This is a genomic window from Sphingobium sp. B11D3A, from assembly GCF_025961695.1.
GTDB lineage: Bacteria > Pseudomonadota > Alphaproteobacteria > Sphingomonadales > Sphingomonadaceae > Sphingobium.
Map to the genome: position 1 here is coordinate 51,461 of NZ_JAOQOE010000001.1, position 18,035 is coordinate 69,495.

Consider the following 18,035-nt stretch of genomic DNA (forward strand, 5'->3'; position numbering starts at 1 on the left):
GGGCAGGCTATGACACAGCTTTCATCCCCAGCCGCGCCGGTGACCACCGCCCCCCGCACCGACTGGACGCGCGAGGAAATCGCCGCGCTGTTCGATCTGCCGTTCATGGATCTGCTCTATGAGGCGCAGGGCGTGCATCGGGCCAATCATCCGCGCAACGAGGTGCAGCTCTCGACGCTGCTCTCGATCAAGACCGGCGGCTGCCCGGAGGATTGCGGCTATTGCAACCAGTCCGTCCATGCAGAGACCGGCCTCAAGGCCACCAAGCTGATGGACGTGCGCGCCGTGCTCCAGTCCGCTGCGCAGGCCAAGGATGCCGGCTCGGGCCGCTTCTGCATGGGGGCAGCCTGGCGCAACCCCAAGGACCGCGACATGCCCGCCCTCATCGAGATGGTGAAGGGCGTGCGCGAGATGGGCCTGGAAACCTGCATGACCCTGGGGATGCTGACGCCCGGTCAGGCGCAGATGCTCGCCGAGGCAGGGCTGGATTATTACAATCACAATATCGACACCGCGCCGGAGAAATATGGCGAGGTGATCACGACGCGCAGCTTTGCCGACCGGATCGAGACGCTGGAGGCCGTGCGCTCCGCGGGGATCAACGTCTGCTGCGGCGGCATTGTAGGCATGGGCGAGACGCGCGAGGATCGCATTGGCTTCATCCACGCGCTGGCGACGATGCCGCATCCGGAGAGCGTGCCGATCAACGCGCTGGTGCCGGTCAAGGGCACCGTGCTCGGCGACATGCTCGCCGATACGCCGCTCGCCAAGATTGATGAGATCGAATTCGTCCGCACGGTGGCAGTGGCGCGGCTCGCCATGCCGCAGGCGATGGTCCGCCTTTCAGCGGGGCGGGAGAGCATGAGCGAGGCCTGTCAGGCGCTCTGCTTCATGGCCGGGGCCAACAGCATCTTCACCGGCGACAAGCTGCTCACCACACCCAATGCCGGCGACGACAGGGATGGCGCGCTGCTCGCAAAGCTCGGCATCGCGGCGATGCAGGCTACACCGCATGGTCATCTGGAAGAGGCTGCCGAATAAGGCAGGCCCCGTTCGGCGCGGCGCCGTTTACCCGCGCCGGGCGTTGTCCGACCGGGACAGTTGACGGCCCGCAACGAGCGTCTGGCTGACGAACAGCACCACGAAAATCACGCCCACGCCGCCGACGATCATGTCAAACGGCGAGATAGCCGGCGCCTTGGTGGGGTCGGTGAGCATCATGCCGATGGTCATGCCGATCAGCACGAAGCGCAGCTCCGTCGGCCCGGCTATGCCATAGGAGAGCTTGAATTCGCCCATCACCCGAGCCGCGAGATAGGCGTGGATGGAGAGCAGCAGATAGCCGACGACCGCGAACATCGCGACGTCCACCCGGACATAGGGACTGAAGCCCATGCCGCCCAGAATGAGCAAGGTGACGATGCCGTCGCAGCTATGGTCAATGAAGTAACCGTAGGATGGCCGCTCAATGTGCCGATAGCGGGCGAGGCTGCCATCCAGCGAGTCGCCGAACCACTGCATCACATAGCCCGCCATGGCCAGCCACAGCCATTGGTCTCCAAAGCTGCTGCCGGCATAGCCGATGAAGGTGGCAAGCCCGCCCACCACGCCCAGCGTCGTGAGCATATCGGGCGTGACCCAGCGAGGCATGATGCTGCACAGCCAGTTCAGCAGACGTCTCTCCGGCGCCGCAAGCAGGTTGTTTTGAATCCTGTTCACGGCTGGCGCTGGTCTGTTGGGGCTGTGCTGCATCATCTCTCCGCGGCGTTCTAGGGCGGCCGTCATAAAAGGGTCATACACGATATTCCAGCGATGATCCCGAAATCCTGCCCCGGCGCGGGACATATGTTGCTGGAACTGCGACGGATGCCACCGCGTCGCCCACGCACAATCTCGTTGACGGCCCCCGCGCAGGGGCATAGCGCGCGGCCATGGCAGCCAAACCAGCGCAGTCGAAGGAAGCAGCACGCCTGCGCCTCTATCTGCTGAGCATCATGCTCGACATGCTGGTGCTCGGGCTGGCCTTTGCCTTGGCCAATCTGCTGGTTCTGGGTTCGCTCATGGGCGAGCCGGGCAAGCCGCACGGTCTGGTGATGGCCGCGATGATCGTGCCGGTCTACGTGCTCATTGCCGTGCATGGCGGCGTCTACGGGATAAGGATGATCGGCAATCGTCGGGCGAGCGCCGCCAAGGCGGTATGGTCGCTGGCGCAAGCGGTGATGCTGACTCTGTTCATCATCTACCTCGGCAAGATCGCCGAGCAATTGTCGCGTCTCACCTTCATGGTCGGCCTGGCTTTGTCTGCCGGCGGGCTGATCGCGGTGCGTCCGCTGATCGACCGGCTGGCAATCTGGCTGGTCGGCACGGTGCCGCACATCACGGTGCTGCTGGTCGATGGCGTCGAGATCGAAACGCCACGCGATGCCTGGCGGGTGGATGCGCAGGCGATCGGCTTCGATCCCACCGCGCGGGATGCCAAAATGGCCGAGCGCCTCGCCGATGGTGTCGGCGGTGCCGAGCGCGTGGTCGTCGCGTGCCCCGCCGAGCGGATCGCGGACTGGCGCATCGTGCTTACCTCCCTGTCCGCCAAGGGAGAAATCCTGGTGCCTGAGATGCGCCAGTTCGTGCCCGCGAAGGTGAGCGCCTTTGCCGATCATCCGACGCTGGTGGTTGCGGGTGGACCGCTGCTGTTCCGGGACCGGCTGTTGAAGCGCCTGTTCGATCTGGCGATCTGCGTGCCGGCGATCCTGGCGCTCTCGCCGATCCTCATTTTCGGCACGCTGGCGGTGAAGCTCTCGGGGCCGGGTCCGGTGTTCTTCCGCCAGCAGCGGCTGGGGCGCGATGCGCGGCCGTTCATGATCCTCAAGTTCCGCACTATGCATATGGCGCTGAGCGACCTCAAGGCGGACAAGCTCACCGAGAAGGACGATCCGCGCGTGACCCGCATCGGCGCCTTTTTGCGGCGCACGAGCATCGATGAACTGCCACAGCTTTTCAATGTGTTGAAAGGCGACATGAGCATCGTCGGACCACGCCCTCACGCTCCGGCGGCGAAGGCGGCGCAGAGCCTCTATTGGGAGGTCGATGAGCGCTATTGGGCGCGCCATTGCATCAAACCGGGCATGACCGGTCTGGCGCAGGTGCGTGGCCATCGCGGCCCGACCGACCGGCATGAGGATCTCATCAACCGGCTGCAGTCGGATCTTGAATATGTGACCAACTGGTCGATCTGGCGGGACCTGCGGATCATCGTCGCGACGCTGCGAGTGCTGGCGCATGATAATGCATTCTGAGGGTGTGCGTTTTGAAGAGGGGTGTTGTGCTCCTGCGAAAGCAGGAGTCCAGGGCGGCAAAGTTCATCTGCTGCGCCCTGGACTCCTGCTTTCGCAGGAGAACAAGGAAGCCCGGAGGGGACACGTACGATGACGCCCGTCGACCTGTTCCTCACCCTCATCATCACGCTTTGTGCGGTGCTGCTGGTCTGGCCGTTCCTGATCTATCCGCTCATCCTGCGGCTGCTGCCGACCAAGCCGGTCCAGCACGCGGGCGGCGCGGTCCCGCCTACCGTCTCGCTGCTCTTCTGCGCTTATAACGAAGCTGCATCGCTGCCCACGAAGATCGAGAATCTGCGTGCGCTCAAGGCGCGGCATCCGGGTTTACAGATCCTCGCCTTCGACGATGGCTCCGGTGATGGCACAGGCGACCTGCTGGGCCAGGCTCAGGACGTCCTGACCCTGCTGCGCGGTCCGGGCCGCAGCGGCAAGGCGCACGGGATGAAGCAACTCGCGGCCATGGCCACGGGCGAGATTCTCGTCTTTACCGACGCCAACGTGCTGCTCGACGCAAACGCTATCGATGCGCTACTGCCATATTATGCCGATCCGCAGGTCGGCGGCGTGCTCGGCTCGCTGCATTATGATGGCGCGGATCGCAGCGCTTCGGCGTCGGTGGGCGCGCTCTACTGGCGGCTCGAGGAGCATCTCAAGGATATCGAGTCGCGCACCGGCAATGTGATGGGGGCGGACGGATCGATCTTCTCGATCCGGCGCGCGCTGTATCCCGACTTCCCCGATAGCGTGCTGGACGATCTCACCGTCTCCATGGCCGTTGTCTTTGCCGGTCGGCGACTCATCAAGGCAAAGGACGTGATCGCCCGTGAGGCGATGGTGGCGCAGCGCGCCGACGAGTACCGCCGCAAGGTACGCATCGCCGCCCGCAGCTGGCACACGCACCGGCATTTGCGGCCGGGATTGCGGCGGATGAGACGGCTCGACCGGTTCAAATATGGCTCGCGCAAGATCGTGCGATGGTTCGGGGGCCTGTGGATCGGGCTGGCGGTTGTGGCGGCGCTGGCGCTCGCCTGGCGGATCACGCCGGTTGCAGCGGTCGCGCTGGTCGCGGCCGGGCTGGTGCTGGCGATGCTGGGCGCGATGGCGCGGCGCGGGCCGCTCGCGGCGATATTCGACCTGTTGCTGGCCTATATGGCGACTTTGAAGGGCGTGCTGCTCGCCATGCGCGGGCAGACCTTCACGCTATGGACCCCCGCCAAGTCCCGCGACTGAGGCCGTGCACGCAAAGATGTGCGGTTCCTCTCGCTTTCGGGGTCCAGCATTGTATAGGCTCGCGCCATGATCACCATGCAACGCGTGCGCAAGGCCGCAGGTAAGCATCTCTCGAGAGCCGAACTGGCCGTGCGGTCAGCCTTCGGCGCAGCGCGTGACCGGCATTGCCCGGCCTGCCGGCGCGATGTGGTGGGCTTCTTCCGCTACGGCGATGAAGCGGAGTGGGGATGCCTCGATTGCGGCGCATCGCCACGCGAACGGCTGATGCATCATCTCCTTGATGAAGGTGTCATCACCCTGCCGGCATGGAGCGCGGTGCTGCATTGCGCGCCGGGCGAGGCGAGCCTGATTGAGCGGTTCCGCGCCCATGCGGGCGATTATGTGCCCGCCGATATCGACCCCTCACGCTATGCCGTCCCCGGCGTCCAGCACCTGGACCTGATGGCGATGACCGAGGAGTCGCGCTACGACCGCATTTATGCCAGCCATGTGATGGAGCATGTGCCTGACGACGCGGTGGTGCTGCGCAATGTGCTGCGCGCGCTCAAGCCCGGCGGCGAGGCCTGGCTGCTCGTGCCGCTATGGGATCGCCCCAGCGAGGATGGCCCGCCGGATCTCTCCGGCCGCGAGCGGGAGCGGCGCTTCGGCCAGTGGGACCATGTCCGCCAATATGGCCGCGACTTTGCCGAGCGCATCCGCGCGGCCGGGTTCGAGGTGGACCTGATTGATGCCGCGTCCCGGCCGCCCGAAGCGGTGAGGCGGGAGGCCCTGGCCGACACGCTGTTCCGCGCCCGTCGACCGGCATGATGAGCCTGCGGGGGTGATGGCCGGCCTGATTGCGCTGGCGGGGCGTCTTGAGCGTCATTCCGGGCTGCTCGGGCTGGTGAAGCTGGGCAATGTGGCCCTCGCCATGCTGTGGGGTTTCGTCGTCACCTTCGTGTTCGTGCGCATTCTCCCCCTTGAGGAGTTTCGCGGCTTTCTGCTGCTGGTCGCGTTCGCCAACTTCACGGTGTCCGCCGAGCTTGGCCTGAGCGCCATCGCCTATGCACGGCTGCGGCGCTTGCGGGTGAGCGGGGAGGGCGCGTTCGATCCCGCCGAGCTGGTCGCCCTGCTGTGGATTCTTGCTGGCCTCGTGGCCTTGGGCGCCGTGCTGATTGGTGGCGCCATCGCGACGGGCTGGCTCAAGACCGACTATCCGGCGCTGTTCATCACCTTCTATCTCGTCGCCGCCTTCAATCTGCTCACCCTGCTGGCGCGGCGGGCGCTGGCCGCGGTCGATCACAATCTCTGGTGGGAAGCGCTCGACAGCATCCGCCGTATCTCGGGCCTCGCGCTGCTATTGGCCGCGCTCGGGCCGCTGCCGATCCTTGCGTCGGTGCTCATTCAACTGGTCGTCGCGCTCGGGGTGCTGTGCGCCGGGCTTGCGACCTTCCACGCGACATTGGCGATGCGGCGGCGCGACTGGATTGTGCTGGGGCCGGGGCTGTCGGCGGTGCGGGTGCATTATCTCTCCGATTTCGGCCGGACCGGCATTCTCACCCTGTGTGATGTCGGCGCCTATAATGCGCCCTATTTCACCATCGTCGCGGTGACGCCGGACCCACGGCCGCTGCTGCTCTTCGATCTGGTGTTTAAGCTGTCCCGCTCGCTGTCCGCCGTCATTCGCGCCCTTGCGGAGACGGTTCTGCCCGGCCTGACGCGCGCGGCCTATCAGGGCGATGGGGCCGGCGTGCGGCGCGCTGTCCTGCGCTGCCTTGGCTGGTCGCTGGGCGCCACAATGGCCGGCAGTGCCGCGCTGCTGGTCGCGGGAAAGCTGATCGCTCACATCATATTCAATGGCAATCTCGACCTGCAATATTCTGAAATTGCGATGATGATTGCACTGCTCTTTGGCCTCAGCCTCATTTGCGTCTCGGTTTATCTGCAGTGGGGGTTGGGGCGGTTCGGCGCCTTGCTGCGGCCTTCGATGCTGCTGTTGCTTGGCAGCGTATTGGCCGTTCCTTTGGCCATGCCGATACATGAGAGTCTCGGCTGGACACTATCCGCCGGGTTTCTGGCTCTCTACGCCGCTGTTCATGTTTCGCTGGGGCTGGTTCATGGGCGTATGCTGATGCATCTGACAGGAGCGCGGGGCGCAGAGGCGCAGGCAAGGGGCAGCGTGTGAAGATTTCGATGATCGATCCCTCGCTGTTCACGCCGCGCTATGATGATGGGCTGTGCGAGGCGTTGGCCGCGCGCGGCAATGACGTAACGCTGATCGGTCGGCCAATGCGCGAAACCGATGCCATCGTGCCCAAGCGCTACCGCTATGAGCCCCGCTTCTTCCGCATCGGCGAGCGGCTGCGGCCGGTGCTGGGCGATGGCCGGGCCGGGCAGATCGCCAAGGCCGCCGATTATGCGCTGGATGCCCGGCTCGGCCGCCTCGGCTCCCTGGTAGGCGATGTGGCGCATTTCCAGTGGTTGCCGCTGGCGATGGTGGACAGAATCCTGCTCGATCGGCTGGCGGACCGGACGGCGCTGGTCCACACCGTCCACAATGCGCGCCCGTTTCATGGCGAGGATCGCTCGGGCGTGCAGGGGCGCGGCTATGAGGCGCTGCTGCGGCAGTTCGATCTGCTGATCGTCCATGGCGAGCAGACGCGCGAGACGCTGCTCAAGCAGGGGATCGACCCTGCGGACATCGCGCTGGTGCCACATCCGCCGATGACCTTGCGGGAGGCGGCCGCGGAAGACCTTGCCGCCGTCCCGCGTGGAACCGTGCCGCGCATTCTCTTCTTCGGCACGATTCGGCCCTATAAGGGGCTGGATCTGCTGGTGCAGGCCTGTCTCGATCTCTGGCGGGACGGGCTTGTCTTCGAGTTGGCGATTGCCGGCAAGCCGTTCATGCCGGTCGAAGCCTTCCTGCAAGCCATTCATGGCGGCGGCTTTAGCGATCGACTGGTGACCGATCTCGGCTTTCTAACCGAGCATCGCCTCGATGCGCATCTGCGCGCGGCGGACATTCTGGCGTTTCCCTATCGCGAGATCGATTCGAGCGGTGCCTTCCTCTCCGCGCTGCGCTATGGCGCCGCCATGGTAACCAGCGATGCCGGCATGTTCGGCGACCTTCCCGATGCCGTGGCGACGCGCTTTCCGGCGGGCAATGCCCCGGCGTTGGCGGTGGCCCTGCGCCAGCTCATCGTCGATGCGCGCCGTCGGCAGGAGGCGGGGGAGGCCGCGCGCGCCCATGGTCAGGTGATGACGGGATGGGATGTCGCCGCCGCGGAGACGCAGGAGGCCTACCAGACCGCGCGTGAGCGTTTCGCGGCCAGAACGGGGCACACAGTCGGGGAGAGCGCGGCATGATCGACCTGCGCCGCTACCGCCGCGAACTGCGCGACCGCTGGCTGGCCGTGCGGCTGGGCCTTGTCGGCCGCCAGCATCAATATGGCGAGATCGTCTCGCTGCGCCGGCTCATTGCGCATTTCGGCATCGATTGCGTGATCGATGTCGGCGCCAATGCCGGGCAATATGCCACCATGTTGCGCAAGGATGTCGGCTTTCGCGGCCCGATCCTCTCGTTCGAGCCGCATCCCCAGGTTTGCGCGAAGCTGGTGGAGATCGCCGGCAAGGATGCGGAGTGGCACGTCCACAATATCGCCCTGTCGGATCGGGATGGGGAGGCGACCTTCCACCTGATGGCCGCCGACCAGTTCAGCTCGCTCAATGCCCCGCAGGACGGCCTCGAGCAGATTTTTGCCGAGCGCAACAAGGTCACGCGCACCGTGCATGTGCCCTGCGCCCGGCTCGATACGCTGCTGCCCGATCTGCAGCCGGCGCGCGATGCCAAGGCGATTCTTCTCAAGATGGATACGCAGGGGCATGACGCGCAGGTCTGGTCTGGGGCCAGCGCGGTCGCCGGGCGGATCACCGCCGCGCAGACCGAACTGTCGGTGCGCCCGCTCTACGATGGCGCGACGGACTATCGCACGATGATCGCGCTTCTGGAGCGCGGCGGCTTCGTGCCCAATGCTGTCTTCGCCAACAACAAGGGCCATTTCCCGCTGCTGGTGGAAATGGACGGCCTGTTCATTCGCGCAGATCTGGCGCGTGAGGGCAATGTCCCGATCCTCTGATCCGGCGCACGGGCGCCCGCTGGCTCTCGCAACGGCGCTGGTGGCGGGCGGACTGCTGCCCCTCGTGCTCAGCTGGGGCACCTGGATGTGGCATTTGCGCGGCCAGTCCGGCCGGAGCATTTCCGAATATCTGTTCGCCCGGCAGGATATGTGGATGCTGGACGCGCAGGCATTTGGCCTCCTGATTGCCGGCTTCCTCGTCGGTCTGCGGGTGCAGCGTGGCGGGCTGCCCGCCCAGCGCGGCGGTGGTCGGGTCTTCACCGGCAGCGCGCTGGTTCCCGTCGGCATCATCGTCGTTGTTCTGCTCGGCTGGCTGGGGCGGACGTGGGTTTTCCATGGCTACAGCGTTTCGCGCGACGAGGTGATGGTCGAACTGACGGCGGGTGCGCTCGCCCACGGTATGATCGGCTGGCCGATTCCCGAAGCCTGGAATGCCGTCCGCCATGCGATGCAGCCGGAATTCTACAGTCCCTACGGTTCGGATACGCATTGGACCTCGATCTATCTGCCGGTCCATGCCGCAATCCGCAGCCTGTTTCAGCGGGTCGGGCTGGCTGATCTCGCCGCCCCGCTGACCCTCGGCGCGGGCCTCGTCGCGCTCTGGCATATCACGCGGCACCTCAACCCGGATCGGCGCGATGCTGCGCTGGTGACGATGGTCATGGCGCTCACCTCCGCGCAATTGCTCGTCACCGCCATGACGCCCTATGCAATGACCAGCCATTTCGCGTTCAACATGATCTGGCTGGCGCTGGTCTTGCGCGGCGGCACGCTGGGGCATGGACTGGCGGCATTGGTCGCGGTTCTGGCCGCCGGGCTGCATCAGTGGCACTTCCCGCTGCTGTTCATTGCGCCGTTCATCCTCTGGATGGCCGCCAATCGCCGCTGGGGTCCGGCGCTGTTCCATATCTGTGTCGCGCTCGCGCTGATGGTGATCTGGGCGCGACTCTGGCCGATGGCACTGGCCGAGCTGGTCGGCCCGGCACCGCCGAGCGATGTCCACCGCACCAACAGCATCGTCGACAAGCTGATCAGCCTGTTCGGCCGGCTCGATGATCTCCAGCCGCTGCTGAACATTTCGCGGCTGATCGCCTGGAACAATCTGCTGCTCCTGCCGCTCGCCGGCCTGGCAGTGTTGGGCGTGCGCTGGCGGAGTGTGTGGCGTGACGTGCCGGTGACTGTACCGCTGCTGCTGGGCGTGATCGCCGGTCTCTGCCTTGCGTTGTATCAGGGCTATGGCTGGGGTTTCCGCTATATGCATGGCCAGATCGGCGCGCTGTGCCTGCTTGCCGGGCTTGGCTGGCGCGCCGTCGTGCCGCGCGATGCGCGCTATGGCCGGGCGCTGCTGGTAGCCGGCGCCCTCTTCGCGCTGATGGGCACGCTCTGGCAGGCCCGCGATACGGAGCACTATGTGCGGGGCTATGCCAAGACGATGGCGGCCATTCGCGCGTCCGATGCCGATGTGGTGCTGGTCGATATTCGCGGCGGCTATTTCATGACCGACCTTGTGCGCTTCGGCGCCGATGGTGCGCCCGGCAAGCCGGCGGTGATGGCCCTGCAAATGCTCAAGGCCACCGATCTGGCGGCCCTGTGCGCACGCTATGATGTGGCGGTGATGGATTTTCGGCAGTTCCAGCCGCTCGGCGTCTATCCGCTCTCGCCAATCTTCAAGGGGGATGACGGGATCGTCGCGCGGCGCGCCCATCTTGCGCGCATGGGCTGTGACCGGCCGGTGATTGCCTCACCGGCCGGATAGTCTCAGCGCTTACTTGGTGAAGCCGGCGACGATCTCGAGCTTAACCTCGTCACCCACCATCGGCAGGCCGTAAGCAACGCCAAAGTCGCTGCGCTTGATCGAGCCGGTGGCGGTGAAGCCCACATTCTCCTTGTTGCCCATGCCCATGCCGGCGCCATAGAAGCGTGCGTCGAGCGTGACCGGCTTGGTCACGCCGTTCAGCGTGAAGTTGCCGGTGATCTTGGCAGCCTGACCGTCCACGACGACGCTGGTCGAGACGAAGCGGGCGTCGGCGGGCGTCGGGCCGAAGAAGTCGGCGGCCTTGCCGTCCTTACCGGCGCGCAGCAGGTGAGCCGTCAGGCCCGCGCTGGCGGTGGTGACCTTGGAGACGGGAATGGTCACATCGACCTTGGCCGCCGAAGGGTTTTTGGGGTCCAGCTGGAGCGTGCCGGTGATGTCACCGAAAATGCCGAAATAGGGCGTGAAGCCCAGATGATCGACCTCCCACTTCACCAGCGTGTGGCCGGGATCAGCGGTGTAGGTGCCGCCGGAAATCGCGGCGGGGTCCGGCTTGCCGGGCTGTGCGACCAGCCCGCCGGTGATGCCGGCAAGAAGAAGAGCGGGGAGGGCAGCGTGAATGAGGCGCATATCTGTGTCTCCTGATCGTCTGCGAGGGGGATTGAGAACGATACGCCTTAGCATAGCGTGCCGCTCGCCGCTGTCATCAGGGGAATGCAAGGGTGCGGCGCGGAGCGCGCCGGACTTAAATCAGCGCATCGGCGAGCAGTTTCACGCCAAGGAGGATCATCAGGACGTAGATCAGCACATAGAAGCGCTCCGGATCGACCTTGCGGACCAGCTTCACGCCCAGCATCGTGGAGATGAGGGCGAGGGGGATCAGCGCAGCGGTTGCGAGCAGATTGGCGTGGGTGAACTGGCCGAGCGCGGCATAGGCCGGCACCTTGATCCAGTTCATCACCGCAAAGGCGATGGCGGTGGTGCCGACGAGCGTATCGCGCGGAAGCTTGCGGGGCAGCACCCACATCTGGAAGGGCGGCGAACCGGCATGGGCGACGTGGCTGGTGAAGCCCGATGCGACGCCGAACAGCACGCCCAGCCATGCCGGGGAATTGGAGGGCAGGGTGATCGCATGGCCCCGCTCAACCCACAGGCGCTGCAGGCCGAAGAGGATCGAGATCGCGCCGAGCACGCCCAGCACGACATCCGCCGAGACCTGCGCGGAGAAGAAATAGCCCAGCGCCACGCCAATGGTCATGCCGGGGATCATCACCGCGAGCACATGCCCATCCCAGGTGCGGCGGAACGCCCAGACGCTCACCACATCCTGCACGATCAGGATCGGTAGCAGGATAGCCGCGGCCCGCACCGGGTCGATCGCAAGGGCGAGGATAGGCATGGCCAGCGAGCCCGCGCCGGAGAAGCCACCCTTGGCGAGGCCGGAAATCACCACGGCGACCACCGCGCACAGAATGTAGAAGGGATCGAGTGGCATGGGGATCGAGACCTCGGGCTTCGCGGCCCGGCAGGCGCGATGTCATCTGGCATAGCGCCTCGGTCACGGCCCGACGCAAGTTTTTTCGCATCGCCCTCTTGAAACCTGCCGCGCTATCTCCAAAATGCCGCCTGCGGACCGGGCCCCTCTGGCGCAGCGCTCAAACATGAGCGCCTCGCGATGTCGGACCGCATCGGGTGATACCGGTGCAGGTTCGGTTTTTCAGGCTCAGGCATCCAGTCATCCGATCACGTGCAACGCACTTTGGAGGATGACGTTCATGAATATCTTCACGTTCAATCTGATGGTCCTGCTGCAACGCGTCGACGATTCGCTGTCCAGCGAACGGGGCAAGGCGCGGCCCGATGGTCATCTCGTCGCGCGCTTGTGGCTGCGCCGCGATATGCTGATGAGCCGCCTGCGGCGCTCGCTGGCCGGTCCCCGGGCACTGGGGGCCTGACGCATGGAATTTCTGGATATTCTCTGGCTCGGCAAGCCGGCCTGGATGTGGCTCATGTTCATGGGCCTCGTGCTGGCGCTGCTGGTCTTCGATCTGGGCGTGCTGCACAAGGAGGAGAAGGAAATCGGTGTGCGCGAGAGCCTCGCCATGTCCGCCTTTTACATTACGCTCGGTCTGGCCTTTGGGGGCTGGATCTGGTGGCAGCTTGGCCCGACGGCGGGCCTGAATTACGTCACGGGCTTCGTGGTCGAGAAGAGCCTGGCGATGGATAATGTCTTCGTCATCGCGATGATCTTCACCTATTTCGGCATTCCGCGCCTGTACCAGCACCGCGTGCTGTTCTGGGGCATTCTCGGCGTCATCGTGCTGCGGGCGCTCATGATCGGCTTCGGCGCCGCCGCTGTGCAGCGTTGGGACTGGGTGCTTTACGTCTTTGCGGCCTTCCTTATCTTCACCGGCATCAAGATGTGGCGCAATGCCGAAGCCGAATATGAGGTTGGCAAGTCGCCGGTCCTGCGGTGGGTTAAGCGCCGCTTCCGGGTGACGGAAGAACTGCACGGCAATCACTTCTGGGTGAAGCTGCCCGATGGCGCGACCGGGCGGACGGTCCGTTACATGACGCCGCTGTTCCTGGCGCTGCTGATGGTCGAGTTCGTCGACGTGGTGTTCGCGGTAGACTCGGTGCCGGCGATCTTCGCGATCACCACCGATCCATTCATCGTCTACACCTCGAACATCTTCGCCATTCTGGGCCTGCGTGCGCTGTATTTCGCCCTGGCGGCGATGGTGCATCGCTTCCATTACCTCAAATATGCGCTCAGCCTGTTGCTGGTGTTCATCGGCTCCAAGATCGTCCTAGCCGATGCGCTCGGCATCGCCAAGATCCCGCCGGTGGTGTCGCTCAGCGTCACCTTCGTCATTCTGGCGGGCGGCGTATTCTACTCCTTGTGGAAGACGCGCGGCGAGCCGGTGGTGGAGCCCAATCCGAGCATTACGAACGCGTGATGCGAACCAAAAACGCTTCTCCGCATGACGGGGAGGCGTTTTTGGTCTTATACCCCCTCAGCGCACGCTTACATGAGAGCCATGACGCTACTGCCGAGATCAGGTCCGTTACCGGATGACTTCACCGTGTCGGACCTGTTGGCACCGGGCTTGCGGCTGGTCTTCTGCGGCACGGCGCTCGGGCGCCAGTCGGCGCAGGCGCGGGCTTATTATGCCAATCCGACCAATTTGTTCTGGCGCACGCTGCATCAGGTCGGGCTGACGCCGGAGCGGTTCTCGCCGTGCGATTATCCGCGATTGCTGGATCTGGGCATCGGCCTCACCGATCTTTCCAAAGGTCATTTCGGCAATGATGCCGAGCTGCCGGCCGACGCGCTGGATGGGGCGGTGCTGCGCGAAAAAATGCTGCGCTATCAGCCCGCTGTCCTCGCCTTCACCAGCAAGACCGGCGCCAGCCGTCTGCTCGATCGCCCGACGGGCCGGATCGCGCTGGGCGAACAGAGCGAGCGCATTGGGACGACGCGGCTGTTCGTGCTGCCTTCGCCATCCGGCTCGGCGCGGCGCTATTGGAATATCGCGCCATGGCAGGCGCTGGCCGATCTGGTGAATGGCAGCGCGTAACAGAAAGGGCGGCGAACCAACGGTCCGCCGCCCCATATCTGGACTAATGCCGGAAAAGGCTCAGTTCTTGGCCTGATCCACCAGCTTGTTGGCGCCGATCCAGGGCATCATGGCGCGCAGCTGGGCGCCGGTCTGCTCGATCGGGTGGGCGGCAGCGGCCTTGCGGCTGGCCTTCAGCTCCGGCTGGCCGGCGCGGTTGTCGAGCACGAAGTTCTTGACGAAGCGGCCGGACTGGATGTCTTCCAGCACCTTCTTCATCTCCCACTTGGTCTCTTCGGTGATGATGCGCGGACCGGTGGTGATGTCGCCATATTCGGCCGTGTTGGAGATCGAGTAGCGCATGTTAGCGATGCCGCCCTCATACATCAGGTCAACGATCAGCTTCACCTCGTGCAGGCACTCGAAATAGGCCATTTCCGGCGCGTAACCGGCTTCCACCAGCGTCTCGAAACCGGCCTGGATGAGGTGGGTCAAGCCACCGCACAGCACAGCCTGCTCGCCGAAAAGGTCGGTCTCGCACTCTTCCTTGAAGTTGGTTTCGATGATGCCCGAGCGACCGCCGCCAACGCCCGAGGCGTAGGAGAGGGCGATGTCATGGGCATTGCCGGTCGCGTCCTGATGAACGGCGATGAGGCACGGCACGCCGCCGCCCTTCACATATTCGCCGCGCACGGTGTGACCCGGGCCCTTGGGCGCGATCATGATGACGTCGACATCTGCCGGCGGCTCGATGAGGCCGAAGTGGACGTTGAGGCCATGCGCGAACGCCAGCGCGGCGCCGGGGCGCAGATTGCCCTTGATGTCGTTCTCGTAGATCGCGGCCTGATGCTCGTCGGGCGCGAGGATCATCAGCACGTCGGCCCACTTGGCAGCATCCGCATTCGCGAGCACCTTGAAGCCGGCGCCTTCCGCCTTGGTAGCCGAGGGCGAGCCGGGACGCAGCGCGATCGCGACTTCAGCAACGCCCGAATCGCGCAGGTTCTGCGCATGGGCATGGCCCTGGCTGCCATAGCCGAGGATGGCGACCTTCTTGCCCTTGATGAGGCCGATATCGGCATCGCGATCGTAATAAACACGCATTTCCCAGAACCCTTCTCTTTCAGTTCGTCGGGCCGACCTGTGTCGGCATCCATGTAAAAATCTCGTGTCGGCCCCCGCCGGCGGACCGCTCCTGCACCTTTCAGCCGGCAAAGCCAAGCCGGTGTCGCGGTTTTCTGCGGGGTGGACTGGCTAAATTCAGGCGGCGGCGCCCCGCAGCATCCCGACAACGCCGGTGCGGCCCACTTCCACCAGCCCCAGCTCGCGCATCAGGCCGACGAACGTATCGACCTTGCTGCTCGGCCCGGTGATCTCGAAAACGAAGCTCTCCAGCGTTGTATCGACCACCTTGGCGCGGAACACGTCCGCCAGCCGCAGCGCCTCGATGCGCGCCTCGCCAGTGCCGGCGACCTTCACCAGCGCAAGTTCGCGCTCCACGAAGGGGCCGATTTCGGTGAGGTCGGTCACCTTGTGCACCGGCACAAGTCGCTCCAGCTGGGCAATGATCTGGTCGATCACGCGCGGCGGGCCATTGGTCACGATGGTGATGCGGCTGACCTTATGGTCCGCGCTCACGTCCGCGACGGTCAGGCTCTCGATATTATAGCCGCGTGCCGAAAACAGACCCGCGATCCGCGCGAGAATGCCTGCCTCGTTGGTGACCGTGACGGACAGCACATGGCGTTCGCTGTCCTCCTGGCGGATGTGCATCACTCTTCGTCCTCGTCAAGAAATCGCAATGGGTTCAAAATCGGTTCGGTCAGAGACCGGTTGGATCGTCTGGCGTCCCGGCCGGGCCGTCACTGAGGGGCGGCGCGACCGAGAGCATGCCGGTCATGGCATAATGCCAACCCTCGGGCGTGCGGTGGGCGATACGCACCGGTTCGCCCAGCATCGCATCGAACACCCGGCGCAGCGGCTCTCCAACATAGCGGGGCGATACCAGAACGCTGTCATAATCCTGCTCGTTGAAGTGAAACCGGCTTTCCAGCGTGATCACCCACTCGCCCGCATCCTCGTCGCCATGGTCGCGCGTGGTGCCGAACAGGTCGGCACTCTCATTGTGCCGCTCGAAATCGAACGGCTCGCTGACATGGAGGCGAAGGCGGACGGGCTGGGTCATCAGACCAGTGCCCTGGCCTCGTCGTCCATCGTCCCGGAGACCTGGCTGGGGTCGAGCAGCATGTCGGTATGCGCCGCGCCAGACGGGATCATCGGGAAGCAGTTGGAGAGCTTGGCCACCCGGCAATCGACAATGACCGGACCCGGCGTGTCGATCATCCGGCGGATGCCGGGGATCAGCTCGTCCATCGTCTCGATGCGAATGCCGGCCGCGCCATAGGCTTCGGCCAGCTTCACGAAATCGGGCAGGCTGTCCGAATAGCTGTGCGAATAGCGGCTTTCATAAGTGAGTTCCTGCCATTGGCGGACCATGCCCATATATTCGTTGTTCAGGATGAAGATCTTGACCGGCAGGCGATACTGGATCGCCGTGCCAAGCTCCTGGATGTTCATCTGGATCGAGGCGTCACCGGCCACATCGATCACCAGCGAATCGGGGTTGCCGAGCTGGGCGCCGATTGCGGCCGGGAAGCCATAACCCATGGTGCCGAGCCCGCCCGAGGTGAGCCACTTGTTCGGCTCCTCGAAATGATAGTGCTGGGCCGCCCACATCTGGTGCTGGCCGACTTCGGTCGTGATGATCGTGTCGCGGTCGCGGGTCGCGTTGTAAAGCTCGGCGATGGCCCGCTGCGGCATGATCTCCGCGCCGGTCTCGACATAGTCGAGGCTCTTGCGTGCGCGCCACTCGTCGATCTGCGACCACCAGCCGCTGTAATCGGGCTTCTTGAAGCCGCGCGCCTTCAGGCCCGCGATGATCGCCTCGATCGCGCGGCCGACATCGGCGACAACGGGCACGTCCACCGGCACGATCTTGTTGATCGAGCCGCGGTCGATGTCGACATGGATCTTCTTGCTGAGCGGGGCGAACGCATCCAGCCGGCCGGTCACACGGTCATCGAACCGCGAACCCAGCGCGAGAATGAGATCGGCCTTGTTCATCGCGAAATTGGCTTCGTAGGTGCCATGCATCCCCAGCATGCCCAGCCATTGCGACGAGGAGGCGGGGTAGGCGCCCAGGCCCATGAGCGTCGAGGTGACCGGTGCGCCGAGCATGTCGGCCAGCGCCCGCAGGGCTTCGCTGGCTGCGGGACCGGAGTTGATGACGCCGCCGCCCGTGTAGAGGACTGGCTGCTTGGCATCGAGAATGAGCGCAATGGCCTTGTCGATCATCTCCGCGTCCGGCTCGGTTTGCGGCCGGTAGCTGGGATGGGCATTCAGCGAGGGCTTCTCATAGGCGGCGGTGGCAACCTGCACGTCCTTGGGAATATCGATCACGACCGGGCCGGGGCGGCCGGAGGTCGCGATGTGGAACGCCTCGTGCACCGTCGCGGCCAGATCGGCCGGGCTCTTCACCAGATAATTATGCTTGGTGCAGTGGCGGGTGAGGCCGACGGTATCGGCTTCCTGGAACGCATCCGTGCCGATCAGCGTCGTCGGCACCTGCCCGGTGATGACGACCATCGGGATGGAATCCATCAGCGCGTCGGTGATGCCGGTGATCGCGTTGGTCGCGCCGGGGCCGGATGTGACGAGCACGACGCCGGGCTTGCCGGTCGAACGAGCATAGCCCTCGGCGGCGTGGGCCGCAGCCTGCTCGTGGCGGACGAGAATGTGCTGGATCTTCGGGTGATCGTAGATCGTGTCATAGATCGGCAGCACCGCGCCGCCGGGATAGCCGAACACGGTGTCGACCCCCAGATCGAGCAGGCATTGAACCAGAATGTCGGCGCCGCTTCTCTCGGCCACGGGAAACTCCTTGAAAACCATTAGCAGCGCCCTTGGTCGAAAGGAGCTGCCCTGACAAGGTTGGTGCCTCTATGGATTATAAAATGCCGTGTCAAATCAATATTGAGTAATAAAATTA

18 protein-coding genes are annotated in these 18,035 nt (G+C 64.8%); 11 read left to right on the forward strand and 7 right to left on the reverse strand.

The window, feature by feature from the left end; translation table 11 throughout:
- Nucleotides 1-9 precede the first annotated feature (9 nt).
- Nucleotides 10-1,041, forward strand: coding sequence for a biotin synthase BioB (bioB, locus tag M2332_RS00270; protein ID WP_264572501.1), 1,032 nt, complete (start codon nt 10-12; stop codon nt 1,039-1,041).
- Nucleotides 1,042-1,068: 27 nt separating this feature from the next.
- Here the strand turns inward: bioB and M2332_RS00275 are convergent, their stop codons facing one another.
- Nucleotides 1,069-1,752 (reverse strand): CDP-alcohol phosphatidyltransferase family protein, encoded by a 684-nt coding sequence (locus M2332_RS00275; RefSeq protein ID WP_264574855.1) that lies wholly within the window; start codon nt 1,750-1,752, stop codon nt 1,069-1,071.
- Nucleotides 1,753-1,931: 179 nt separating this feature from the next.
- Here M2332_RS00275 and M2332_RS00280 point away from each other — a divergent pair, with 179 nt between their 5' ends.
- From M2332_RS00280 to M2332_RS00310, 7 genes are all read left to right on the forward strand, one after another.
- The gene (locus tag M2332_RS00280; RefSeq protein WP_264572502.1) at nt 1,932-3,293 is read left to right on the forward strand and encodes an exopolysaccharide biosynthesis polyprenyl glycosylphosphotransferase; all 1,362 of its coding nucleotides are present in this window, start codon (nt 1,932-1,934) and stop codon (nt 3,291-3,293) included.
- Nucleotides 3,294-3,422: 129 nt separating this feature from the next.
- The gene (locus M2332_RS00285) at nt 3,423-4,562 is read left to right on the forward strand and encodes a glycosyltransferase (RefSeq protein WP_264572503.1); all 1,140 of its coding nucleotides are present in this window, start codon (nt 3,423-3,425) and stop codon (nt 4,560-4,562) included.
- 66 nt (nt 4,563-4,628) lie between these two features.
- On the forward strand, nt 4,629-5,369 hold the full coding sequence (locus M2332_RS00290) for a class I SAM-dependent methyltransferase (RefSeq protein WP_264572504.1): 741 nt from the start codon (nt 4,629-4,631) through the stop codon (nt 5,367-5,369).
- 16 nt (nt 5,370-5,385) lie between these two features.
- Nucleotides 5,386-6,726 (forward strand): hypothetical protein, encoded by a 1,341-nt coding sequence (locus M2332_RS00295; RefSeq protein ID WP_264572505.1) that lies wholly within the window; start codon nt 5,386-5,388, stop codon nt 6,724-6,726.
- Entirely contained in the window at nt 6,723-7,907 is a 1,185-nt protein-coding gene (locus M2332_RS00300; protein WP_264572506.1) for a glycosyltransferase family 4 protein, read from the forward strand. The genes M2332_RS00295 and M2332_RS00300 overlap by 4 nt, the downstream gene beginning before the upstream one ends.
- 5 nt (nt 7,908-7,912) lie before the next feature.
- Nucleotides 7,913-8,677 carry an FkbM family methyltransferase gene (locus tag M2332_RS00305; RefSeq protein WP_264574856.1) on the forward strand — a complete coding sequence of 255 codons (765 nt, stop codon included), beginning with the start codon at nt 7,913-7,915 and terminating at the stop codon, nt 8,675-8,677.
- Nucleotides 8,661-10,433 (forward strand): MFS transporter, encoded by a 1,773-nt coding sequence (locus M2332_RS00310; protein WP_264572507.1) that lies wholly within the window; start codon nt 8,661-8,663, stop codon nt 10,431-10,433. Before M2332_RS00305 ends, M2332_RS00310 begins: the two co-directional genes overlap by 17 nt.
- A 9-nt stretch (nt 10,434-10,442) precedes the next feature.
- Here the strand turns inward: M2332_RS00310 and M2332_RS00315 are convergent, their stop codons facing one another.
- Nucleotides 10,443-11,060 (reverse strand): YceI family protein, encoded by a 618-nt coding sequence (locus tag M2332_RS00315; RefSeq protein WP_264572508.1) that lies wholly within the window; start codon nt 11,058-11,060, stop codon nt 10,443-10,445.
- A gap of 115 nt (nt 11,061-11,175) precedes the next feature.
- On the reverse strand, nt 11,176-11,925 hold the full coding sequence (locus tag M2332_RS00320; protein WP_264572509.1) for a sulfite exporter TauE/SafE family protein: 750 nt from the start codon (nt 11,923-11,925) through the stop codon (nt 11,176-11,178).
- Nucleotides 11,926-12,205: 280 nt separating this feature from the next.
- Between M2332_RS00320 and M2332_RS00325 the strand changes: the two genes are divergently transcribed.
- The 3 genes from M2332_RS00325 to M2332_RS00335 all read left to right on the forward strand — a co-directional run bounded on the left by M2332_RS00325 (nt 12,206) and on the right by M2332_RS00335 (nt 14,011).
- A complete protein-coding gene (locus M2332_RS00325; RefSeq protein WP_264572510.1) occupies nt 12,206-12,385 on the forward strand; it encodes a hypothetical protein in 180 nt (59 codons plus the stop codon).
- 3 nt (nt 12,386-12,388) lie between these two features.
- On the forward strand, nt 12,389-13,390 hold the full coding sequence (locus tag M2332_RS00330) for a TerC family protein (protein WP_264572511.1): 1,002 nt from the start codon (nt 12,389-12,391) through the stop codon (nt 13,388-13,390).
- 81 nt (nt 13,391-13,471) lie between these two features.
- Nucleotides 13,472-14,011 (forward strand): mismatch-specific DNA-glycosylase, encoded by a 540-nt coding sequence (locus M2332_RS00335; protein ID WP_264572512.1) that lies wholly within the window; start codon nt 13,472-13,474, stop codon nt 14,009-14,011.
- A gap of 60 nt (nt 14,012-14,071) precedes the next feature.
- Here the strand turns inward: M2332_RS00335 and ilvC are convergent, their stop codons facing one another.
- The 4 genes from ilvC to M2332_RS00355 form a co-directional block, all read right to left on the reverse strand.
- Complete coding sequence (gene ilvC, locus M2332_RS00340; protein WP_181559289.1) at nt 14,072-15,091, reverse strand: ketol-acid reductoisomerase; 1,020 nt, start codon at nt 15,089-15,091, stop codon at nt 14,072-14,074.
- Nucleotides 15,092-15,247: 156 nt separating this feature from the next.
- The gene (ilvN, locus tag M2332_RS00345; RefSeq protein WP_181559290.1) at nt 15,248-15,760 is read right to left on the reverse strand and encodes an acetolactate synthase small subunit; all 513 of its coding nucleotides are present in this window, start codon (nt 15,758-15,760) and stop codon (nt 15,248-15,250) included.
- Between the two features lie 49 nt (nt 15,761-15,809).
- Nucleotides 15,810-16,172, reverse strand: a complete 363-nt coding sequence (locus M2332_RS00350) for a hypothetical protein (protein WP_264572513.1) — start codon at nt 16,170-16,172, stop codon at nt 15,810-15,812.
- Entirely contained in the window at nt 16,172-17,917 is a 1,746-nt protein-coding gene (locus tag M2332_RS00355; RefSeq protein ID WP_264572514.1) for an acetolactate synthase 3 large subunit, read from the reverse strand. Before M2332_RS00355 ends, M2332_RS00350 begins: the two co-directional genes overlap by 1 nt.
- Nucleotides 17,918-18,035 lie beyond the last annotated feature (118 nt).